Here is a 22,920-nt window from a genome sequence, read left to right on the forward strand (position 1 = left end):
GCTAATCTGCGATGAACCAAAAAAAAGGCTCCCCATCTCTGGGAAGCCTTCTTTGCATGGCGGGCCCGGGAAGATTCGAACTCCCGACCTTGCGGTTCGTAGCCGCACGCTCTATCCAACTGAGCTACGGGCCCTTGACTGGTTGTCATGGCGGAGAGGGAGGGATTCGAACCCTCGAAGGGGCTATAAACCCCTTACTCCCTTAGCAGGGGAGCGCCTTCAGCCACTCGGCCACCTCTCCAAAAATCGTTGTCCTGCGAAACGCAATCGCCGTTCTGAAGCCGTTTGCGTCGACTGTTTCGACAAACCGACTCACCGGAGTAGCGGCCTTGCGAAAACGAACTCTCATTCGTTCAAGGCCGCGAATAATACCCGGCTAAGCCTTGCGGGTAAACCCCTTATGCGACTTCATTTGCGATCGATCGACGATTCGTCGTGCTCGCACGACTCGTCGACGCTTTCCACCCGTACGTCCCGCGGCGCTTCGACGGCGATACGCACGCGTTCGCCGTCGGTATCCAGCACCCTCACCTCGATTTCGTCGCCGATGTGCAGGCGCTCACCGGCGCGACGTTCGAAGATGAGCACGGGTGCGATCTAGCCCTGTTCCGCGCTCGGCGTGAGCTCGCTTTCGACCTTCTTCGGCTCTTCGTCGAGCTCGAACTCGTCGTGCAGCGCGCGCACGGCCAGTTCCAGGTACTTGGTTTCGATCACGATCGAAATCTTGATCTCGGTGGTCGAGATCATGCGCAGGTTGATGTTCTCGCTGGCCAGTGCCTTGAACATGCGCGCCGCGACGTTGGCGTGCGAACGCATGCCTACACCTACCAGCGATACCTTGGCGATCCCGGCCTGGCCCGAGACTTCACGCGCGCCCAGATCCTTGGCGGCTTTCTCGAGCAGCTCCTTGGCCGCGTCGAAATCGCGCGTATGCACGGTGAACGTGAAGTCGGTCAGGGTGTAGTCACTGGACGAATCGCCCGACACGTTCTGCAGGATCATGTCGACTTCGATATTGGCTTCGCCGATCGGGCCGAGCAGCGCATAGGCAATGCCGGGCTTGTCGGGCACGCCGAGCACGGTGAGCTGGGCTTCATCCTTGGTAAAGGCGATGCCGGAGATGATCGGTTCTTCCACTTGTTTCTCCAATGTAATGAGCGTGCCGGGGCCGTCGTCGAAGGTGGACAGTACGCGCAGCGGCACGCCGTATTTACCGGCGAACTCGACCGCGCGGATCTGCAACACCTTGGAACCTAGGCTGGCCATTTCCAGCATTTCTTCGAACGTAATCTGCTCGAGACGACGCGCGCCCGAGACCACGCGCGGATCGGTGGTATAGACCCCGTCCACGTCGGTGTAGATCTGGCATTCGTCGGCGCCAAGCGCGGCGGCGAGTGCGACCGCCGTGGTATCCGATCCGCCGCGGCCGAGGGTCGAGATCTCGTTGGACTCGGTAATACCCTGGAAGCCGGCGACAACCGCCACATCGCCGTCGTCGAGCGCGCTGCGCAGGTTGTCCGGCTCGATCTTCTGGATACGTGCCTTGGAATGCGAATCGTCCGAGACGATCGGCACCTGCCAGCCGGTGAACGAACGCGCCGATACGCCGGTATGGCGCAACGCCATCGACAGCAGCGAAATGGTGACCTGCTCCCCGGTCGAGAGCAGCACATCCATTTCGCGCGGGATCGGACGGCCGTCGAGCTCTTCGGCCAGGCCCTGCAGGCGATCGGTTTCGCCGCCCATCGCCGACACCACGACCACGACCTGGTCGCCGTTGTCGCGATAGCCCTTGATCTTCTGGGCGATGCGCTTGATCTTGTCGACGCTGCCGACGGACGAGCCGCCATATTTCTGAACAATCAGTGCCATGGAATATCGTTTTCCTTGTCGGGCGCGGGGTCGCGCCGGTCTTGAATACTGATACGACTAAGCTTACCCGAGTCGCTGCTCGATCCAACCGTAAACGCTTTCCAGCGCTTCATCGAGCTTGCTGGCGTCGCTGCCGCCGGCCTGGGCCATATCCGGCCGGCCGCCGCCCTTGCCACCGACCTGTTCGGCAACGAAATTGACGAGATCACCGGCCGGCAGCGCCTTGCTCTGGCTCTTGGCCACGCCCGCGATGAGCGCAACCTTGCCGTCTGTGGCGGCACCGAGCACGATCACGCCGTGGTCGAGCTTGTTCTTGAGCGCGTCGACGGTATCGCGCAATACCTTGCGATCGGCGCCGTCCATGCGCCGGACCACCACCTGAGCACCGCCGATCTCGCGGGCCGCGTCGGCGAGATCGTCGCCCTGGCTGGCCGCCAGCTTCTGGTTGGCCTGGTCGAGCTGTTTTTCCAGCCCGGCCACGCGTTCGAGCATGCGATCGAGCTTGTCCTCGAGCTCGGCGGGCGCGGCCTTGAGCCGGGACGCCACGCGGATTTCGCGGGCCATGGTGTCCTGAACCCACTTGAGCGCATGCGCGCCGGTGACAGCTTCCAGGCGGCGCACGCCCGCGGCTACGCCGCGTTCTTCGGTGATCTTCACCAGACCGATCGCGCCGCTGGCCGGCACATGGGTGCCGCCGCAGAGCTCCACCGAATAGTCGCCAAAGCGCACCACGCGCACTTCGTCGCCGTATTTCTCGCCGAAGAAGGCCAGCGCGCCCTCGGCGATGGCCTCGTCGTAGCTGCGGGTATAGAACTGGCCCTGGATGTTCTCGCGTACGCGGGCATTCACCTGGGCTTCGATATCGGCCAGGGCTTCCGGAGTGACCGACTCGAAATGGGCGAAGTCGAAACGCAGCCGGTCGGGCGCGACCATGGAACCCTTCTGGCGCACATGCGTACCGAGGCTTTCACGCAACGCCGCATGCAACAGATGGGTGGCAGTGTGGTTGAGCTCGATATCCTGGCGGCGAGCCGTATCGACTTGGGCATCCACGGTCATGCCGGCGGCGAATTCGCCGGATTCGACCCGGCCGAAGTGCAGGAACACGCCGTTTTGTTTCTGAGTGTCCGTTACCACGAAGCGAGCGCCGTCGGCGTCGATGACGCCGTGATCGCCCAGCTGACCACCGGATTCGCCGTAGAACGGGGTGCGATCGAGCACGAGTACGCCCTCGGCGCCCGCCGCCAGCCGGTCCACCGGCTGTTCGTTCTGTACGAGGCTGATCAGCTGTGCACGGCCGCGGGTTTCGGTGTAGCCAATAAACTCGGTGGGCGACTGCACGTCGATCTTGGCGTGGTAGTCGGCACCGAACTGGCTGGCCGCACGCGCGCGCTCGCGCTGGGCCGACATTTCGGCATCGAAGCCGCGCGTATCCAGGGTCAGACCGCGCTCGCGGGCCACGTCGTTGGTGAGATCGACCGGAAACCCGTAGGTGTCGTAGAGCTTGAACACCGTCTCGCCCGGAATTTCGGTACCACTCATGGCACCGATCGCATCCTCGAGGATCCGCAGGCCCTGAGCGAGCGTGAGTGCGAAGCGCTGTTCTTCCTGCTCGACCACGCGCTCGATCTGGGCCTTCGAATCAGCCAGCTCGGGAAAGGCCTCGCCCATGAGTTCGACCAGCGGGCCGACCAGCCTGTAGAAGAAGGTGCCGGTCGCGCCCAGCTTGTGGCCGTGGCGGATCGCGCGCCGCATGATCCGGCGCAGCACGTAGCCGCGGCCTTCGTTCGACGGCATTACCCCGTCGGTAATCAGGAACGCGGTCGCACGGATATGATCGGCCACCACCTTGAGCGACGACTGATGCGCCGGCTCGGCCGTGGCGGCGTCCATCCCCACCGCGTCCGCCGCTGCCTTGATCAGCGTCTGGAAGACGTCGATGCCGTAGTTGTCGTGGGTGCCCTGCATGACCGCAGCGATACGCTCCAGGCCCATGCCGGTATCGATCGACGGGCTGGGCAGATCGACCATGGTGCCGTCGGGCTGGCGGTCGTACTGCATGAACACCAGATTCCAGATCTCCACGAAGCGGTCGCCGTCCTCTTCCGGCGTACCGGGCGGTCCACCGGCGATATGCTCGCCGTGGTCGTAGAAGATTTCCGAGCACGGGCCGCAGGGGCCCGTATCACCCATCTGCCAGAAGTTGTCCTTGGCGCCGATGCGCGAGAACGTGGACTCGGACACGCCGATTTCGTCGAGCCAGATACGCGCGGCTTCTTCGTCTTCCTCGTAGACCGTGACCCAGAGTTTTTCCTTGGGCAGGCCGAGTTCGCCGGTGAGAAATTCCCAGGCGAAATGAATGGCCTCGCGCTTGAAATAATCGCCGAAGCTGAAGTTGCCCAGCATTTCGAAGAAGGTGTGATGGCGCGCGGTATAGCCGACGTTTTCCAGGTCGTTGTGCTTGCCGCCGGCGCGCACACAGCGCTGCGACGACACGGCACGACTGTAGTCGCGCTTGTCGCGGCCCAGAAACACGTCCTTGAACGGCACCATGCCGGCGTTCGTAAACAGCAGGGTCGGATCGGAGGCCGGTACCAGGCTGCTCGAGGCGACGAATCGATGCTTGTGCCGTTCGAAATATTCGACGAAACGCGCACGCAACGCGTTGGTGGACATCATGGGCAGGCGCCTCTTACAAATTCAGCTGGGAGCAAATAGCGCGCTAGTTTAGCAGAGCCTTTTGGCTGGCCCTACCGGCGCCGGCGTAGTCGATCACCGTAGCGCGCGAACGCTATCGACCTTGTCCTGATTGCTCTGCACACGATCGCTGCGGCTGCCCAGCTTGATGGTGGTGAACACGCGCGGCGCGCCGAGCTCGTGAATGGTCTGATGACATTGCTTGAACGCCGCGAACACGTCGTCCCACTCGCCTTCCACGTTGGTGCCATAGGCATGCACCACGGGATTGAGCCCCGCCTTTTCAAGAATCGGCTGACAGGCCGCGATATAGCGCGATACCGACACGCCCGCACCCATGGGAATAACGCAGATTTCGGCGGTGATGTTCATGAGTCATTCCTTTGCGGCTTGGGCTGACAAGTCATTATCTTGGCCGTGTATGAAACGTAGTCGGCGATACTCAAGCAAGCAGTTTGTCCGCACATGAACGCCAAGACACGCGAATAACCCGAAGCACAAACTGCGCGAGGCTGCGTGGCTTGCTGTTCGCGTTGCCTGCTCAACGGTCTACATGAGCAGGCCCTGGTTCGTGGTGCTACTGAGCAAGCATTCTCGGAACGCGCGCGACCGAACGCAGACGAGGCCAACGGCCGGTCGCTGGCAACGCGCCTGATCTGCTGTCCACGCCGCACGCTGACCTTCGTACGCATCAAGCGTTACTTTGCACCGACAGGCGGGCCCACGCGACGTCCGGGCCGGGCGCCAACGTTCGTTCTCTCAGTCGTCGAAGGCGGCGTTGAGCATGTCCATATCGAAACCACGGCGCTGCAGAAAACGCATCTGCTTGGCCTTGGCGGGGAAATCCTCGGGCTGTGCCGCGCCGAAACGTTTGGCGCGCACCTCTTCGGCGAGCGCGTTCCAGTCGGTTTCGCTGTCGGCGAGGGCGCGTTCGATCTCGGCCTCGTCGATGCGCACCGCTGCCAGCTCCGCGCGAATGCGCACCGGCCCGATACCGCGGGAGGCGCGCGACGACACCATGGCATCGGCATAACGGGCGGCCGACAGCAGCCCGTCGTCGACCAGTTCGTCGAGTACCTCGGCCACCTGTTCGCGGTCGTGATCGCGTTTGGCCAGCTTCTGCGAGAGCTCGGCCGGCGCATGCTCGCGGCGCGCGAGCATGTCCATGGCCCGTTTGCGAATGGCGATGCGCTCGGCCGCCGGGTCGAGCGGTTGATCGTCGTTCTGCGCCTGCGTCATCGCTTGCTTTACAGCGCCCGATCGATGCGCCTAGCTGTTCTTGCCGCCCTGTGCGGAGCCGAGCAAATCGTCCGCGGCCTCGCCTTCGCCTTGCTCGGCGGCTGCCTCGGCCTTCTCGTCCTTTTTCTTGCGTTTGGGCGCAAGCAGCTTCTCACGCAGCGCGGTTTCAAGCTGCTGGGCGATTTCGGGGTTTTCCTTGAGGAAGTTACGGGCGTTGTCCTTGCCCTGGCCGACGCGATCGCCGTTATAGGAATACCAGGAGCCGGCTTTTTCGATGAGGTTGTTGGCCACGCCCAAATCGATGATCTCGCCTTCGCGCGAGCTGCCCTCGCCGTAGAGGATCTCGAACTCGGCCTTGCGGAACGGCGGTGCCATCTTGTTCTTGACCACCTTCACCCGGGTTTCGTTGCCGATGACCTCGTCGCCCTTCTTGATCGCGCCGATACGACGGATATCCAGGCGTACCGAAGCATAGAATTTCAGAGCGTTACCGCCCGTGGTGGTTTCGGGGCTGCCGAACATCACGCCGATCTTCATACGGATCTGGTTGATGAACATCACCGTGGTGCCGGTGCGCTTGATGTTGGCGGTGAGCTTGCGCAGCGCTTGGCTCATCAGGCGCGCCTGCAGGCCAACGTGCGAATCGCCCATCTCGCCTTCGATTTCGGCCTTCGGGGTGAGTGCGGCCACCGAGTCGACAACAACGATATCGACCGCTGCCGAACGCACCAGCATGTCCGCGATTTCGAGCGCCTGTTCGCCGGTATCCGGCTGGCTGATGAGCAGATTTTCGATATCCACGCCGAGCGCTTCGGCATAGGTCGGGTCCAGCGCGTGCTCGGCGTCGATGAATGCCGCGGTGCCGCCGCCCTTCTGGCATTCGGCGATGGCCTGAAGCGTGAGCGTGGTCTTGCCCGACGACTCGGGACCATAGATTTCCACGACGCGACCGCGCGGATAGCCGCCGATGCCCAGGGCGATATCGAGCGTGAGCGACCCGCTGGAAATGGACGGAATATTGCTCGTGTCCTGGTCGCCCATGCGCATGACCGAGCCCTTGCCGAACTGACGCTCGATCTGGCTCAGGGCAGCCGCCAGTGCTTTCTTACGATCTTCGTCCATAGTTGTCGTCGCTTTGTCGTTCGTGGATACGGTCGCCGCGCCGGCCGTGGCGAGGCGGTCATGACACGCTACGCGGCCATTATTTCACAATGCCGGGCGCCCTCGTTCAAGCGGCCAGCGGCCCAGTTCCCGATAGGCCCCGGGCTGCCCGCCGTCGCCGCTTGCGAGCAGCGAAAAATGGGTAACCGGCCATGCGATCGGTTCAACTCGTGCCGTGGCTACGCAGCCAATGCCGCGTCTGACGCTGACATGCGGGCGAAACCGATAGTTATCAATGCCGCCAATTGTATTTTTATCCAGCGTCGCCGCCAAGTCCAACAGCGTCCGTGGCGGTCTGGAGGGCCCGAGCCAGGCAATCTGCGGGCCTTGGAAGCCGCTCAACCGATCGAGCACGAGCGTAAACGCCGGCAGGTCGATCGTCTCGGCCACGCTGCAAAGGCGGGCCTGTATCGCCGACTCGACGGCGCCGAGAAAAACGAGCGTGAGGTGTAAACGCGACGATTCGATACGCCGGCCGACGAGCCCGAGCCGATCCGCCGCATTGGCGATACGCGCTGCAACGCCAGGCGGCGGCATGAGCGCGAAGAACAACCGCTGGCTGTCGCGCGGTGGGTCAGCCGCGGCTGTCATCGACCGCGGCGGTGTCTGTACTCAGCCCGCGTCGACACGCTCGCGCAGCCCCACCAGCGCGGCAACCACGCTCTGGCTGCGGACCTCGTCACGCGCACCTTCGAACTGATAGCGCACCACTTCGGGCGGCCGGCTTCTCGCGACCCAGCCGATATAGACCGTGCCCACCGGCTTGTCTTCGCTGCCGCCGCCGGGCCCCGCGACCCCGGATACGGCGATCGCCCAGTCGGCCGGGCTATGTGCGAGCGTGCCGTCGAGCATGGCCGCCACCACCGGTTCGCTGACCGCGCCGTGGCGCTCGATGAGTTCACTGGCCACACCGAGGCTGTCCTGCTTCGCTTCATTCGAGTAGGTCACGAAACCACGCTCGAACCATGCCGAGCTGCCGGCCCGGTCGGTACAGGCGGCCGCAATCATGCCGCCGGTGCAGGACTCGGCGGTGGCCAGGGTTTGCCCGCGGCCGGTCATCAGCGTGGCCAGCTGATCGACGAGCGAGGCAATCGAAGTCTGGGCGTCGTAAGGTACCGTCATGGCTGCATTATGCCTAAGACATCTCGCGATTTGCGGACTGTTGCGCGTAACGACTGATAATCGCGGTGCCGGCCGAGCGCCCGATTCGACACGCCCAGCCTGCGGCGCCACCCGGTTCTGCGTATTCCCCGGCGTACGTCTACAATTGCGCGCTGTGGCCTGCCGGGCCGCGCCCCTCGTTCGTTTACCGACACAGACTGCTTCATGAGCGCACGCCCCCGCACCGATCCGCGCACCGACAGCCCGGCCGACGACTACGCCGGGCATACGCCGATGATGCGCCAGTACCTCGGCATCAAGGCCGACTACCCGCACATGCTGCTGTTCTATCGCATGGGCGACTTCTACGAACTGTTCTTCGACGATGCCCACCGCGCGGCCGAGCTGCTCGATATCACGCTGACGGCACGCGGCGAATCCGCCGGGCGCTCGATCCCGATGGCGGGCGTGCCCTATCACGCCGCCGAGCAGTATCTTGCGCGACTGATCGCCAAGGGCGAATCCATCGCCATCTGTGAGCAGCTGGAAGCGCCGGGCGCGAGCAAGGGCCCGGTCAGACGCGAAGTGGTGCGCGTGGTCACCCCCGGCACGGTCACCGACGATGCGCTGCTGGATGCGCGTCGCGCCAATCTGATCGTGGCGATCGCCCCGGCGAAACGGGCGATCGGCATCGCCGTGCTGGAACTGGCCCGCGGCGATTTCGCGGTGACCGAAGTTGCCGACGAAACGGCCCTGGCCGCCGAACTCGCCCGGCTCGATCCGGCCGAGATCGTGGTGAGCGAACAGGCCTCGCTCGAACTGCCCGTGGACGGGATCGCCCTGACCCGCCGGCCCAGCTGGCTGTTCGATGCGATCAGCGCCCGACGACGGCTGGAAGGTTTTTTCGAGGTCGCACAGCTGGATGCCTTTGGCTGTGCCGACCTGCCGCGCGCCATCGCCGCGGCCGGCGCGCTCATCGATTACGTGGAGGCGACTCAGCAGGCGGCGCTGTCGCATATCAAGAGCCTGCGCACCTATGCGGTCACCGATACGCTGGTGCTGGATGCGGCCACCCGGCGCAATCTGGAAATCGAGCGCAGCGCCTCCGGCGATACCCGGCACAGCCTGGTGGGCCTGCTCGACCGTTGCGCCACCGCGATGGGCGCACGCGCGTTGCGCCGCTGGCTGGCCGAGCCGCTGCGCAACTTCGATATCCTGCGCCATCGCCATCTGGCCATCGAAACGCTGCTGTCGGGCAGCCATGCCGGGCTGTCCGAACGGCTCAAGGAAGTACCCGACGTCGAGCGTATCGCCACGCGCATCGCCCTGGCCTCCGCGCGCCCGCGCGATTTGTCGGGGCTCACGCGTGCGCTGGCCGCGCTTCCGGCCATACGCCGCACACTGGCCGGCCTCGACGCGCCCCTGCTGGCCGCACTGCACGAGCAGATCGACCCGGCCGACGAGGTACGCGAACTGCTCGAGCGCGCGGTGGTAGCCGAGCCGCCGGTGGTGGTACGCGACGGCGGCGTGATCGCCCGCGGCTACGACGAAACGCTCGACGAGCTGCGCGACCTGTCGGCCAACGCGGACGGCTATCTCGCCGACCTGGAAACCCGCGAGCGCGAACGCACCGGCGTGGACACGCTCAAGGTGGGCTACAACCGCGTGCACGGCTATTACATCGAGATGGGGCGCGTGCATGCCGATGCCGCGCCCATCGACTACCAGCGCCGCCAGACGCTCAAGGCCGTGGAACGGTATATCACGCCGGAACTCAAGCAGTTCGAGGACCAGGTGCTCTCGGCGCGCGAGCGCGCCCTGGCTCGGGAAAAAGCCCTATACGCCGAGCTGGTGGAAACGCTGGCCGCGCATCTGCCCAGGCTGCAGTCGATCGCGGCCGGGCTGGCAAGCCTGGACGTGCTGTGTGCGCTGTCGCGCTGTGCGCTGGATTATCACTGGGTGGCGCCCACCCTCACCGACGCCCCGGGCGTGCATATCACCGGTGGGCGTCATCCGGTGGTCGAGCATTTCTCCGATACCCCGTTCGTGGCCAACGATACCGAGCTCGACGACGACTGCCGACTGCTGCTGATCACTGGCCCGAACATGGGCGGCAAATCGACCTATATGCGCCAGACGGCACTCATCGTGCTGCTCACGCATATCGGCAGTTTCGTGCCGGCCGAGGCCGCCGAAATCGGCCCGCTCGATCGTATCTTTACCCGGATCGGCGCCGGCGACGACCTGTCGGCCGGGCAGTCCACCTTCATGGTGGAGATGAGCGAAACCGCACAGATTTTGCACCACGCCACCGAGCGCTCGCTGGTGCTGCTCGACGAGATCGGCCGCGGCACCTCGACCTACGACGGCCTGGCGCTGGCGCGCGCGGTGGCCGAACGCCTGGCCCGCCACAACCGGGCCTATACGCTGTTCGCCACCCATTATTTCGAACTCACCCAGCTCGCCGAAGACTGGCCCGCGAGCCGAAACGCCCATTTCGAAGTGGCCGACTACAACAGCGGCGGCGAGCAAAAGCTGGTGTTTCTGCACGCCATCCGTCCGGGGCCTGCATCGCGCAGCTTTGGACTGCAGGTGGCCTCGTTGGCGGGCGTACCGCGGGCCGTTATCCGCCAGGCTGAAAAACATCTGGCCGAGCTGGAAGCCCAGTCGCGCGAACAGTCCGGCCCGCAGCTCGGCCTGTTCGAGGCCGCACCGGTCGAGGACAAGCCCGCCGAGCCGGACCCGGTGCACGACGCGCTGGCCGAACTCGACTGCGACGACCTCACCCCGCGCGAGGCGCTGGAACTGCTTTACCGTCTCAAGCGCATGGCCAGCCAAACCGACCCGCAGTGAGCGTGCGGGTCGCGCTCGGGTGGGTCACGCCATGGAAGTGGCGAGTTTGACCAGGCCCACCAGCAGCATTACGAGCAGCACCGTGGCCACCAGGCCCAGCAGTATGAAATGACTGGCCCGACCGCGGGTGAAATCGCGCTCGCGATTCTCGCTCGACTGCACGCCGAAGAACGCCGCCATCACGCTCATCCAGCTCTGCCATAGCGTGGGCGGCCGTCGGCTTTCCCCCGCCGGCACATCCTTGCTGTCATTGTTCTCGTCAGCGTTTTTCACGGCTATTTGGCGGCGTACTCTTCCGCCATTTCGTTGCTGATATCCAGATCGCGCCAGACACGGCGCGTAAGCGGCCCGGAAATGGCTTTTTCAACGCGCCCGCCCACCATGGGGACCTCGACCTTGATATTGAAGCCGAGCGTCATACGAGCCTTGCCGCCGTTGTCCTTCAGGAGCATGTCGATGGCCACGTTCGCAGGCGTTTTCTCGAAGTCGATATCGATTCGACCGTGGTTGGCGGTCAGATCCCAGCGATCCGTCTGCAGCATGTCCACCTTCTTGGGCATGCGCGAACGGATCATGTCGGGCAGATTCATTTCTTCCGTACCGAAGCCGTAGCGCACGGTGATTTCGAACTCGTCCTTACCCTGGGTGGTCTCGATATGTTCGGCGCTGCGCCCATCCAGGCGCTCGTACTTGCGCAGGTAGTACGACTCGTCACCGAACATCGTCATGATGACGTCCACGGGATAATCGAAATCATAGGTTTCTTCGAACTTCATTCAGCGCGTTCCTTGTGCTTGGGGGTAACGATGAAAGCCGGGGCCGCTCACTCGGCCGGGCGGTCCATGCCGTTGGCGGACGGCGAGCCGTCGTCGCGATACAGATAAGAGGCGAGCATACCGTGGGCGTCGACTTCGGCATCGAGCACGGCCAGCAGTACGAATACGCCGCCCATCCGGCGGTGCAGGAAAACGATCTCGCGCGGCGGGATTCGGAACCAGCGGGAGATCGCGGCGTCGGAAACCGCCCGCGACACTCGAAACGGCAGGTCCGACTCGCCCCAGCGGTAGGCCCCGTCCGGCGTGGTCAATTCGTCGGGCGCGTCGTCGGCGAACGGCTCGATCATGAGCATGCCGACCTTGGCGAAGGCATCGAACACGTGCTGGGGTGAATCGCGGCGTAGCAGGTTGATGCCGATCGCGCCGTCGATCAAACGCTTGGCGTCCTTTTCGAAGGCACCGGTGACCACATCGTAGTAGGAGCCGAGAAAACGCGGTGCGAATTCGCGGGTGGCGCCGAAATCCAGCAGTACCATCTGGTCCGGTCCGTCCTCGCGCAGGCGAATCTTGTAGTTGCCGAAATGCGGGTCCGTCTGCACGATGCCCCACACAAAGAACTCGCGGAAGAACAGGTCCAGCGCGCTGCGACCGATCTCGTTGCGGCGCGCCTGGTCGAGAGCCTGTACCGCTTCGCTCTGTACGTGGTGCGCGGCTTCGTAGGAAGTCACCAGCACGGTTTCGGTGGAGTATTCCGGGAAGACCTGGGGCACCACGTAGCGCTCGTCGCCTTCGAGCCGGGTAGAAAACTCCCGGGTCATGCGCAGCTCGCGATCGTAATCCACCTCGCGGTAGATCATCTCTCGCACTTCTTCCATGATCGCGTTCAGCTCCATGCCCTTGGGCACGAGCCGGGCCAGGCGCACGATCTGGGTCAGCGTGCGGATATCGCTATCGATGGCATCGGCCAGGCGCGGATACTGGATCTTCACGCACAGTTCCAGGCCGTCCGACTTGCGCGTGGCGCGATGAACCTGGCCCAGCGAGGCGGCTGCCATCGGCTCCGGGTCGATTTCCAGCTCGGCCAGACGCTTCTTGCCCAGGCGCTCCACCACCACCGGCTCCAGGTCTTCCCAGGCCACCGGCGGGCTGTCGTCCTGGAGGCTGCGCAGCACCTCGATGGCTTCGGGCGGCATGAAATACTGCCCGTACACCGACAGCATCTGGCCGACCTTCATCACGCTGCCCTTGAGCTGGCCCAGCTCGTCGGCCAGGAACTCCGCCTGTTTGACGTAGAACTCGCGGTTGCGTCGTTCCCGGTCTTCCTTGCTGCGAAACATGTTCCCCAGCGTATGGCCGGCGAACGACGCCCCGGCCATCACGCCCATACGGGCCATGGCGGCATTACGGTCGAAGGAGCCCGTCTTGAGCTTGAGCGGCTTGCGGTCTTTACGGTCGGACTTGAAGGCCATACGTCATGTCGAACGCTGGATAAAGGTCGAAGTCTATCAGGTCGCCAGCGCTTGCCGGATGGGGATGGATACCGATATCCGCGGCCACACTCGGCGCATAAAAAAAGGGATCCGGCGCCTGCCGGATCCCTTTCCAACCTTCGAATAATCGAAGGTGCACGTCGCCTGGTGGCTATGGGTGGATTTGAACCACCGACTCTCGCATTATGAATGCGATGCTCTAACCCCTGAGCTACATAGCCGGAAAGCCGCGTAGTTTCTTCGCCGAGGCCCGTTGTGTCAACCCTTTAATCGTTGGCTGCGATAGCACCCCGGACACACCGGTTTCAGACATTGAAACGAAAGTGCACGACGTCGCCCTCGACCATCACGTATTCCTTGCCTTCAAGGCGTTGGCGGCCGGCTTCCTTGGCCCCTTTCTCGCCCTTGAGGGTGACGTAGTCGTCGTAGCCGATGACTTCGGCACGAATAAAGCCGCGTTCGAAGTCGGTATGAATCACGCCGGCGGCCTGGGGCGCGGTCGCGCCGCGGCGCACCGTCCAGGCCCTTACTTCCTTGGGCCCGACGGTAAAAAAGGTCTGCAGGCCTAGCAGTTCGTAGGCCGCACGAATGACCCGATCCAGGCCGGGCTCATCAAGCCCCAGATCGGCCAGGAATTCGTTCTTGTCGTCGCCGTCGAGCTGGGCGAGTTCGCCTTCCAGCGCGGCGCACACCGCAACCACCGGCGCATTCTGAGCCGCGGCATGCTCGGCCACGCGATCGAGCAGCGGATTGTTCTCGAAGCCATTCTCGTCCACGTTGGCCACGAACAGGGCCGGTTTGGCCGTGATCAGATGCAGCTCGCGCAGCGCCAGGCGCTCGTCGTCGCTGAATTCCATCGCCCGCACCGGCGCGCCCGTGTCCAGATGGTCGCGCACCCGCTCGAACAACTCGAAGTTGCGCTTGGCGGTCTTGTCGCCGGACTTGGCCGCCTTGGCCGTACGCTCGGCCGCACGCGTAACCGTGGTCAGATCGGCCAGCGCCAGCTCGGTATCGATGGTTTCGATATCGGCGATCGGATCGACCCGGCCCGAGACGTGCATGACGTCATCGTCGTCGAAGCAACGCACCACGTGCAGGATGGCGTCTGTTTCCCGAATATTGGCCAGAAACTGGTTGCCCAGCCCCTCGCCGGTGGACGCCCCGGCGACCAGACCGGCGATATCGACGAACTCGATTGCCGTAGGAATGGTCTTTTCGGGGCTGGCAATGCCGGCGAGCGCGGTCAGTCGCGGGTCCGGCACGCTCACCACACCCACGTTCGGGTCGATGGTGCAAAAGGGGTAGTTCTCGGCCGGTATTTCGGCCGCGGTGAGCGCGTTGAAAAGTGTGGACTTGCCCACGTTGGGCAAACCGACGATCCCGACCTGAAGAGCCATGTGAACAACCTCTGATGGCGTGTGGTGCAGCGCCAACGGCAGGCGCATCGCGATGACGTGTTAGCGACCGGGCCGCGAGATCGCAGCGTTCGCGGTGGATTAATCGCTGGCCGGCGCCTTGCGCGAGTTCAACCGCTGGGCGCCGTGGTCCCAGCCCTTGTCGAGAGCCAGCTCGAATGCGTCGATACCGGCGTCGATGGCATTGTCGATGGCAATTCGATCGTCCGACGACGGGGTGCCCAGCACATAGGACAGTACCAGCGAGCGATCGCCCGGGTGGCCGATGCCGATACGCAAGCGCTTGTACTGGGTCCCGATCACCCGCGTGATGTCGCGCAGCCCGTTATGGCCGCCGTGGCCACCCGACTGCTTGAAACGCGCAGTCCCCGCCGGCAGATCGAGCTCGTCGTGCACGACCAGCACGCTCTCGGGCGGGATCTTGTGAAAGGCACACAGCGGCTGCGCCGCGTCGCCGCTGCGATTCATGAAGGTCGTAGGCTTGAGCAACCAAACGCTGGCGTCGCCCGAGCCATATCGTGCCAGCTCGCCCTTGAACTTGCGTTCCGGCGAGAAGCTCAGGCGCCAACGTTCGGCCAGACGATCGGCCAGCCAGAAACCGACGTTATGCCGATCGCTGGCATGATCGGCGCCGGGATTGCCCAGCGCCACCAGCGCGCGAATCGAATCACTCACGCTGAGTGCCGTGTGTATTCGCGCAAGCCTGATCGAGCGCGACGAAGACTACTTGTCTTCGTCTTCGCCGGAAGCGTCGTCCGCCTCGTCGCCTTCGGATTCGCCGTCCTCTGCGTCCTCGGCCTCGGCTTCCTCGGCAGCGGCTGCTTCGGCTTCGGCCTCTTCTTCGGCTTCCAGCTCGATGGCGGCACGCGGAACCTGTACGGACACGACGGTACGGTCGGTCTGATCTTCCTCGTCGCCCATCAGTTCGACGATCTGGACGCCTTCCGGCAGCACCAGCTCGCTCAGGTGCACCGAATCGTGCAGATGCAGCTTCGAGCAGTCGACCTCGATGTATTCCGGCAGATTGCGCGGCAGACATTCGATTTCGATGTCGTTCATGTTGTGCTGAACAACGCCGTCCTCGTCGGCCACGCCCGGGCATTCCTCTTCGCCCACGAAGTGCAGCGGCACGCTCATGCGCAGCGCTTCACCGGCGACGATGCGCAGAAAGTCGGCGTGCTCGATGAACGGCTTGGCCGGATGGCGCTGCAGGTCACGCAGAACCACTTCCTCGGTGCTGCCGCCGTCGACGTGAATCTTGATGATGTGGGAGAAGAACGCCTCGTTGTCCAGATGATGGTCGAGGTCGTTATGCTCCAGGGTCAGCATCACCGGTTCGCCGTTGCCACCGTAGATGATCGCCGGCACACGGCCGTTGCGACGCAGGCGACGGTTCTCGGCGCGGCCCTTCGCGGTACGTTTTTCCGCATTCAGCTCGAAAGCTTCCATATCGATTCGCTCCAATAATAAGGACGGCCGCCGGAGGTTCCGTCGACCGCTCGATCGTTGTGTTTTATGGCGGGCCGCCGCCCACCGACTTCAAAAGACCGCGTAGTATACGCGCTTGGGCAGCAAATGCACGACCCGCGAGCGCGACCCGCCCAGCGCCGCTTGCGCCTAGTCCACGTACAGCGTGGACACGGACTCCTCGTTGCTCACCCGGCGGATGGTTTCGGCCAGCAGCGCGGCGATATGCAGCTGGCGAATCTTGCCGCAGGCCGCCGCATCCGGCGATAGCGGAATGGTGTCCGTGACCACCAGCTCGTCCAGGCGGGAGTTGCTGATGTTTTCGATCGCCTTGCCCGAAAGCACCGGATGCGTGACGTAGGCCTTGACCTTGGTTGCGCCCTGGTTCTTGAGCGCATCGGCGGCCTGGCAGAGCGTGCCCGCGGTATCGACCAGGTCGTCGACCATGATGCAGGTCTTGCCGCTGACATCACCGATGATATTCATCACCTTGGCTTCGTTGGCCTTGGGTCGACGCTTGTCGATGATCGCGAGATCGGCATCTTCCAGACGTTTGGCCAGTGCCCGCGCGCGCACTACGCCGCCGACGTCGGGCGAAACGACAATCAGTTTTTCGTCCTTTTGACGCCAGATATCGCCAAGCAGCACCGGCGATGCATAGACGTTGTCCACGGGCATATCGAAAAAGCCCTGGATCTGGTCGGCGTGCAGATCGACGGTGAGCACGCGATCGGTGCCGACCGCGCCGAGCATGCTGGCCACGACCTTGGCCGAAATCGGCACGCGCGCGCTGCGCGGGCGTCGATCCTGGCGGGCATAACCGAAATACGGAACCACGGCGGTGATACGCCCGGCCGATGCGCGATGCAGCGCATCGATGAGCATCAGCAGCTCCATGACGTTGTCGTTGGTAGGCCGGCAGGTCGGCTGGACCACGAACACGTCGCGCCCGCGTACGTTCTCCTCGATCTCGACCGTGATCTCGCCGTCCGAGAACTTGCCGACATTCGCCTTGCCCACGGGCAACTTGAGGTAACCGGCCACATCCTTGGCCAACGCCGGATTGGCGTTGCCGGTAAAGACCATCAACCTGGAATCCGCCATGGGTTCGTGCTGCCGTGCTGTCAATTGAAGATGAGCGGTCCGCGCTGCGGACGGTAATCAGGATGAAATACAGAACACGCACGGTTGCCCATACGGTTCAGCCATGCTCGCCGCGCGGCGCGTAACCCGGAGCGGGACCGCGCGCTGCGTCGATTTCATCCAGCTTTCAAGCTGTCTTTCGTGTCCGCTCGCGCGGACGATTATATGGCGGGGGCGGCAGGATTACTCGGCATCTCGCGATGCCTCGCCCTGCGGGCTCGTGCCGCTGCGCGTCACGATTCTTGCGCGCTTCGCGCGCTGCGTCGAACCTGGCAGGTTCTCATCCAGCCGCCCCGGCTGTCCTTCGTGTCCGCTTGCGCGGACGATTATATGGCTGGGGCGGCAGGATTCGAACCTGCGGTACACGGGATCAAAACCCGATGCCTTACCGCTTGGCTACGCCCCATCTAACCTGTGTCGTCTTCGTTCCTTCGAATCCTGCCGCTGCGCGGCTGAATTCGAACCTGCGGGATTATCGTGCCTGCGGCGCAGGGGGATCAAAACCCGATGCCTTACCGCTTGGCTACGCCCCATCTAACCTGTGTCGTCTTCGTTCCTTCGAATCCTGCCGCTGCGCGGCTGAATTCGAACCTGCACGCGATGACCAAAATCTTTTCGGCCCGCGCGAAGGCCGCGTATTTTCTTGACTGCTTCGGTCGGTGTCAATTCGCGCCGGACACGCCGTCGACGTCGAACCAGCGATCGACCACGAGGCGGATCCGTGTTTCGCCATTGTCGAGCACGATGCGACGCGGCACGGCGGGCATGTTTTCAGGCTCGACATAATCGGGGAATGACAAGGCCCAACCGTTCTGTTCGAGCGAGATCATGCGCCCCTGGGAGTTAACGCTGATGCGGTCGTAGTCGCCGGGCGCGGGCAGCCCGCGCGCCCAGAAACGCAGCGGCTCGAGCGGGAAAGTCCAGCCCAGCGTGCGTTCGACCAGCGCATCCGGCTCGGTCGTGACGAACCGCTCGTCCTTGGTTTGGATGACCACCGCGTCGTCGAGCGCCCCCTGCGCACGAAAACCGCCCGCGCCCAGCGGGCCCGACAGACGCACATCGAAAGCGTCGCCCTGCTGCCGCCAGCTCAGGTTGCCGGTCCAGCCGAGCAACTGCCCGGTGGCCACGCGCCCCTGCAATGACCAGACGTTGAAATTGGCCAGTTCCTTCTTGTGCGCCGCCCAGGCGGCTGTGTCGACGACACCGGCTTCGGTTTCGGCGGGCTTGCGAATGATTGCGCAGCCGGACAATACGGCAGCCGCGACGATCAGAATCAGCAGTTTCTTCATGGGTCGAGACGTTCCACGGTTTCAGTGAGCACGGGATGGTCAGCGCTGTCGGCCATGGCATCCTGCCAGATACGCCGCGCTGCTTCGTGCTGGCCTTGCTGCCATAGCACTTCGCCCAGATGCGCGGCGACTTCGGCGTCCGCGAAATCTCGATACGCCCGTTCGAGGTAGTGTCGTGCGGCGTCCAGATTGCCGCGACGGTACTCCACCCACCCCATGCTATCCAGAATGGCCGGATTGTCCGGCTCGGTTTCGAGCGCGCGCTGGATATAACTCGCGGCGCGGTCATAGTCGCTGCCGTGGTTGGCGATCAGATACCCCAGCGCATTGAGCGCGCGCGCATCGTCCGGCTCGCGGTCGAGCACGGTTTCCAGATCCTGCTTGGCCGCCTGTATGTCGCCCAGCCGCTCATGGGCCATGGAACGCCCGTACCGCAGCTCGGTGCTGTCGGGTATCTCGTCCAGGCCATGATTGTAAATATCCAGGGCCGCGCGCGGTTCGTCGGCTTCATAGAGGAGCTGGCCTTCGGCCGCATACAGCTGTTCGCTGAGATCGGGATAGCTGTCACGCAGTTCGCTCAAGCGACGCTGGGCCGCGGGCAGATCGCCCTGCATGAAGATCATGCGCGCGCCGCGCACCTGCCCTTCGAAGGCGTGCCCGCCGTTTTCGACGCGCTGGTACCAGCGCTGGGCCTCGGCATAGTTTTCGCGTTCTTCGGCGATGGTGCCGAGATAGAAGGCGGCATCGTCGGCCCGTTCGTTGTTGTCGTACAACCGGGTCAGCGCCGTTTGTGCGCGGTCGAGCTGGCCAAGGCTCAGCGACAGAATCGCCAGGCCATAGCGTGCGTCGGTGTTGTCCGGCTGCAGTTCGATGGCCTGCTCGAACTCGCCGAGCGCGGCGTCTTCATGATCGGCTTCGATCAGCAAACGGGCGAGCGCAAGATGATACTGCGCCCGGCTGGCCGCATTGCCCGGCAGCCCAGCCACCAGCGCGCGGGCTTTAGAGGTCTCGCCGCTTTGAATCCATACCCCGGACTGCAACAGCACGGCATCGTTCCAGTTCGGATCGAGAGCGAGCGCGCGTTCGGCCGCGCGCGCGGCCACCTCGCTTCGGTCATAGCGCAGCGCGACCACGCCCAGCGCATATTGGGCCGGCGCGCTGTCGCTATCGGCCTGTGCCATATCGCTGAGGGTGTCGATCACCATGTCGGTGGCATTCGGTGCGCCGCTGACCACATCGGCCAGCAGCCGGTAACCGATATCCGGAGAAGCCGCCGCGGTCACCAGCGCGGGGGCGTAATTCGCAAGACCCTCTGCGTCCTCGTTGGCTACGGCCATGCGCGTGGCCGTACGCTGCGCATTCAGCGAATCGGGTTCATTGCGCGCCCAGATTTTCGCGGCCTTGTAAGCCAGGTCGGGCTGCTCGGCGAACAGCGCGATCCGCGTCGCCCGCTTGGCCAGGGCCGGATCGTTGGAATATTCGAGCGCGGCCACATATTCGCGTGCAGCCAGATCGCGATTGCCGCGCTGAATGGCCATTTCCCCGGCCAGCACATGGTATTCGTAGGCCTCCCGCCGGCTGACCGGACTGGGCTGCACGGCGTTGGCGTCGATCCGCATATCCGTGCCGACCGGCGTGGTCCCGGGCTGCCCCGCGCAACCGGCCGCCAACACCGCAACACCTGCCAACAACAGGGCGGTTGCAAACCAGCGCGGCCGACGGCTTTGCCGGCCCGTATCATTCAAATTATCGGCGCGCAGGCCGCAAACAGCCGGCGGGCCGGGTTGATCACACGGGAGTGCGACAGCATCCTCGCGGCGGCCGGTGGCCGCAAGGCCTTTGCAAACAAAAGACGGCAAGGCGCCGGCTTTCGTTTTCGAAGGCGGTGAAAAACAGCTCCGCATGAGCTGTTTTCTTGCCGGGTTAATAGTATGCATAACTCAATCATAGCGCGACGATCCGAGCAGCGGCTACGCAAACCGCACCGCGCAAGCGACGGTAGCGCGGTAGAATAACGCCATGACGCTGCTCACCGTCGGTCTGAACCATATCACCGCCCCGCTATCGGTCCGTGAGACCGCCGCGTTTCCGCCCGAGCAGTTCGATGCCGCGCTGGACGATTTTCTGCGCCTGCCGCATGTGTATGAAGGCGCCATCCTGTCAACCTGCAACCGCACCGAACTCTATGCCGTGACCGACGCGCCGGGCGATGGCGCGCTACGGCATTGGCTGTGCGAACAGCGCGGGCTCAACGACGACGATATGGCGCCCTACTTCTATATCCATCGCGACCGCGAAACGGTACGCCACAGTCTGCGTGTGGCCGCGGGGCTGGATTCGATGATCCTGGGCGAACCGCAGATTCTGGGGCAGATGAAAAACGCCTACCGCAGCGCCCGTGCCGCGCGCGGCGCCGGGCCGTTGCTCACCCGACTTTTCGAACACAGCTTCGCGGTCGCAAAGCAGATTCGCACCCAGACCGATATTGGCGCCAACCCGGTATCGGTGGCCTATGCCGGCGTAAGCCTGGCGCGCCAGATCTTTGCCGACCTGTCGGAAACCGCGGCCATGTTCATCGGCGCCGGCGAAACCGTCGATCTCGCGGCCCGCTATCTCGCCGAGGCCGGAGTACAACGCATGATCTTCGCCAATCGCAGCGTCGAGCGCGCCCAGGAGCTGGCCACCCGCTATCACGGCTATGCGATTGCCCTGGCGGACATCAGCGCGCATCTGGCCGAAGCCGACATGTTGATCTCGTCGACCGCCGCGCCCGGTTATCTGGTGAGCTTCGACGAACTGCGCGACGCGGTTCGACAGCGCCGACGCAAGCCCATGTTTGCCCTCGACCTGGCCGTGCCACGCGATATCGACCCCGCGGCCGGCAAGCTCGAGGATATCTATCTGTACTCGGTGGATGACCTGCAGAGCGTCATCGATGATAATCGCCGCTCGCGCGAAAAGGCGGCCACGCTCGCCGACGGCATGCTCGATGTCCGTATCGAGGAATATATCGACTGGCTGGATTCACGCCAGGCGATCGATACCATTCGCGACTTGCGCGGCCAGGCCGACGCGACACGCGAAGATGTGCTGACCAAGGCCAAGCGGCGGCTGGCGCGCGGCGAGAACGCCGACGACGTACTGACGTATCTGGCACGCACGCTCACCAACAAGCTCATGCACGAGCCCAGTGCCACACTGCGCAAGGCACGCGGCGCCCATCAGCAGGAGCTGCTCAGCAGCGCCCGGCATCTGTTCCAGCTCGACAGCGACACGCATGCCGAAATACGCCGCAATCCGCTTTCCAAGACGAACATAGAAGATAACGAATGAAAGACTCTCTGCGCGCCAAACTCGAGGAACTGGTCGAACGCCACGAGGACCTCGCGCACTCGCTATCCGATCCGGAGGTCATCGGCGATCAGGACAAGTTCCGCCGCATGTCCCAGGAGTACGCCCAGCTCGAATCACTGGCGGCGGACTATCGCGCCTGGCGGGCGCTGGTCGACGAAATAGCCGATCTGGAAGAGATGGAAAACTCCGACGAGCCCGAGCTGCGCGAAATGGCCGAAGCCGAGCTCGACGATGCCCGTGAACGCCTCGTCGGCCTCGAAGCCGCGTTGCGCAAGCACCTGATCCCGCGTGACCCGAACGACAACGCCAATCTCTATCTGGAAATCCGTGCCGGCACCGGCGGCGACGAAGCCGCGCTGTTCGCCGGCGACCTGCTGCGCATGTATTCCAGCTATGCCGAGAAACAGGGTTGGCAGGTCGAGATCCTGTCCGCCAGCGAAGGCGAACACGGCGGCTACAAGGAAGTCATTTCGCGTCTGATCGGCACCGGCGCCTTCTCACGGCTGAAGTTCGAATCCGGCGCGCATCGCGTCCAGCGCGTGCCGGCGACCGAATCACAAGGGCGTATCCACACCTCGGCGTGTACCGTGGCGGTGTTGCCCGAACAGGATGAAGTCGGCGCCATCGATATCAGCCCGAACGATATCCGTGTCGATACCTTTCGCGCCCAGGGCGCGGGTGGCCAGCACATCAACAAGACCGATTCGGCGATCCGTATCACCCATATTCCCACCGGCGTGGTGGTCGAATGTCAGCAGGAGCGCTCCCAGCACAAGAACCGTGCCCGGGCCATGAGCCTGTTGCAGACCAAGCTGCTGACTGCCGAACAGGACAAGCAGGCCAGCGAACAGGCCGCCACCCGTAAGAAACTCGTCGGTAGCGGCGACCGGTCCGAGCGAATCCGCACCTACAATTTCCCGCAGGGACGGGTTACCGACCACCGCATCAATCTCACCCTCTACAAGCTCGACGACGTCATGGCGGGCAACCTCGAAGAGATCGTGGACGCACTGACCAGTGAACATCAAGCCGACCTGCTCGCCGAAATGGGCGCGGCCTGATC

The 22,920-nt window shown here is 63.9% G+C and carries 20 protein-coding genes and 4 tRNA genes; 3 read left to right on the forward strand and 21 right to left on the reverse strand.

Features of this window, described 5'->3' with window-relative positions:
* Positions 1-57: 57 nt before the first annotated feature.
* The 10 genes from C84B14_RS16685 to C84B14_RS16730 form a co-directional block, all read right to left on the reverse strand.
* Positions 58-134 (reverse strand) — tRNA-Arg (locus tag C84B14_RS16685).
* Positions 135-148: 14 nt separating this feature from the next.
* Positions 149-241 (reverse strand) — tRNA-Ser (locus tag C84B14_RS16690).
* Positions 242-408: 167 nt separating this feature from the next.
* Positions 409-588, reverse strand: coding sequence for a carbon storage regulator (locus C84B14_RS16695; protein ID WP_353225802.1), 180 nt, complete (start codon positions 586-588; stop codon positions 409-411).
* 9 nt (positions 589-597) lie between these two features.
* Positions 598-1,872, reverse strand: a complete 1,275-nt coding sequence (locus C84B14_RS16700; protein ID WP_353225804.1) for an aspartate kinase — start codon at positions 1,870-1,872, stop codon at positions 598-600.
* Positions 1,873-1,935: 63 nt separating this feature from the next.
* Positions 1,936-4,548 carry an alanine--tRNA ligase gene (alaS, locus tag C84B14_RS16705; RefSeq protein WP_353225844.1) on the reverse strand — a complete coding sequence of 871 codons (2,613 nt, stop codon included), beginning with the start codon at positions 4,546-4,548 and terminating at the stop codon, positions 1,936-1,938.
* 96 nt (positions 4,549-4,644) lie between these two features.
* Complete coding sequence (locus C84B14_RS16710) at positions 4,645-4,941, reverse strand: MTH1187 family thiamine-binding protein (protein ID WP_348767297.1); 297 nt, start codon at positions 4,939-4,941, stop codon at positions 4,645-4,647.
* 387 nt (positions 4,942-5,328) lie between these two features.
* Entirely contained in the window at positions 5,329-5,808 is a 480-nt protein-coding gene (locus C84B14_RS16715) for a regulatory protein RecX (protein WP_353225806.1), read from the reverse strand.
* A 30-nt stretch (positions 5,809-5,838) separates the two neighbouring features.
* Positions 5,839-6,930, reverse strand: a complete 1,092-nt coding sequence (recA, locus tag C84B14_RS16720; protein WP_348767299.1) for a recombinase RecA — start codon at positions 6,928-6,930, stop codon at positions 5,839-5,841.
* 84 nt (positions 6,931-7,014) lie between these two features.
* On the reverse strand, positions 7,015-7,560 hold the full coding sequence (gene thpR, locus C84B14_RS16725) for an RNA 2',3'-cyclic phosphodiesterase (protein WP_353225809.1): 546 nt from the start codon (positions 7,558-7,560) through the stop codon (positions 7,015-7,017).
* A gap of 21 nt (positions 7,561-7,581) precedes the next feature.
* The gene (locus tag C84B14_RS16730) at positions 7,582-8,091 is read right to left on the reverse strand and encodes a CinA family protein (RefSeq protein ID WP_353225811.1); all 510 of its coding nucleotides are present in this window, start codon (positions 8,089-8,091) and stop codon (positions 7,582-7,584) included.
* Between the two features lie 204 nt (positions 8,092-8,295).
* Between C84B14_RS16730 and mutS the strand changes: the two genes are divergently transcribed.
* Entirely contained in the window at positions 8,296-10,923 is a 2,628-nt protein-coding gene (mutS, locus tag C84B14_RS16735) for a DNA mismatch repair protein MutS (RefSeq protein ID WP_353225813.1), read from the forward strand.
* A gap of 24 nt (positions 10,924-10,947) precedes the next feature.
* On the opposite strand, the gene C84B14_RS16740 is transcribed toward mutS, so the two are convergent.
* From C84B14_RS16740 to C84B14_RS16790, 11 genes are all read right to left on the reverse strand, one after another.
* Entirely contained in the window at positions 10,948-11,196 is a 249-nt protein-coding gene (locus C84B14_RS16740) for a DUF2970 domain-containing protein (RefSeq protein WP_353225815.1), read from the reverse strand.
* Between the two features lie 2 nt (positions 11,197-11,198).
* Complete coding sequence (locus tag C84B14_RS16745; protein WP_353225817.1) at positions 11,199-11,699, reverse strand: DUF2505 domain-containing protein; 501 nt, start codon at positions 11,697-11,699, stop codon at positions 11,199-11,201.
* Positions 11,700-11,746: 47 nt separating this feature from the next.
* Complete coding sequence (locus C84B14_RS16750; RefSeq protein WP_353225818.1) at positions 11,747-13,168, reverse strand: ABC1 kinase family protein; 1,422 nt, start codon at positions 13,166-13,168, stop codon at positions 11,747-11,749.
* A gap of 166 nt (positions 13,169-13,334) precedes the next feature.
* Positions 13,335-13,410, reverse strand: a tRNA-Met gene (locus C84B14_RS16755).
* 84 nt (positions 13,411-13,494) lie between these two features.
* On the reverse strand, positions 13,495-14,586 hold the full coding sequence (gene ychF / locus C84B14_RS16760) for a redox-regulated ATPase YchF (RefSeq protein WP_348767306.1): 1,092 nt from the start codon (positions 14,584-14,586) through the stop codon (positions 13,495-13,497).
* Between the two features lie 99 nt (positions 14,587-14,685).
* A complete protein-coding gene (gene pth, locus C84B14_RS16765; RefSeq protein ID WP_353225821.1) occupies positions 14,686-15,279 on the reverse strand; it encodes an aminoacyl-tRNA hydrolase in 594 nt (197 codons plus the stop codon).
* A gap of 48 nt (positions 15,280-15,327) precedes the next feature.
* The gene (locus C84B14_RS16770) at positions 15,328-16,053 is read right to left on the reverse strand and encodes a 50S ribosomal protein L25/general stress protein Ctc (protein WP_491731132.1); all 726 of its coding nucleotides are present in this window, start codon (positions 16,051-16,053) and stop codon (positions 15,328-15,330) included.
* A 168-nt stretch (positions 16,054-16,221) separates the two neighbouring features.
* On the reverse strand, positions 16,222-17,175 hold the full coding sequence (locus C84B14_RS16775; protein ID WP_293625911.1) for a ribose-phosphate diphosphokinase: 954 nt from the start codon (positions 17,173-17,175) through the stop codon (positions 16,222-16,224).
* A 370-nt stretch (positions 17,176-17,545) separates the two neighbouring features.
* Positions 17,546-17,620: transfer RNA gene (locus C84B14_RS16780), tRNA-Gln, on the reverse strand.
* Between the two features lie 256 nt (positions 17,621-17,876).
* Positions 17,877-18,503, reverse strand: a complete 627-nt coding sequence (gene lolB / locus C84B14_RS16785; RefSeq protein WP_353225823.1) for a lipoprotein insertase outer membrane protein LolB — start codon at positions 18,501-18,503, stop codon at positions 17,877-17,879.
* On the reverse strand, positions 18,500-20,191 hold the full coding sequence (locus C84B14_RS16790) for a tetratricopeptide repeat protein (protein ID WP_353225825.1): 1,692 nt from the start codon (positions 20,189-20,191) through the stop codon (positions 18,500-18,502). The genes lolB and C84B14_RS16790 overlap by 4 nt, the downstream gene beginning before the upstream one ends.
* 331 nt (positions 20,192-20,522) lie before the next feature.
* Between C84B14_RS16790 and hemA the strand changes: the two genes are divergently transcribed.
* Positions 20,523-21,836 (forward strand): glutamyl-tRNA reductase, encoded by a 1,314-nt coding sequence (hemA, locus tag C84B14_RS16795; protein ID WP_353225827.1) that lies wholly within the window; start codon positions 20,523-20,525, stop codon positions 21,834-21,836.
* Positions 21,833-22,918 carry a peptide chain release factor 1 gene (prfA, locus tag C84B14_RS16800; protein ID WP_353225829.1) on the forward strand — a complete coding sequence of 362 codons (1,086 nt, stop codon included), beginning with the start codon at positions 21,833-21,835 and terminating at the stop codon, positions 22,916-22,918. The genes hemA and prfA overlap by 4 nt, the downstream gene beginning before the upstream one ends.
* Positions 22,919-22,920: the final 2 nt, after the last annotated feature.

It is taken from the genome of Salinisphaera sp. C84B14, from assembly GCF_040361435.1.
Classification (GTDB): domain Bacteria; phylum Pseudomonadota; class Gammaproteobacteria; order Nevskiales; family Salinisphaeraceae; genus Salinisphaera.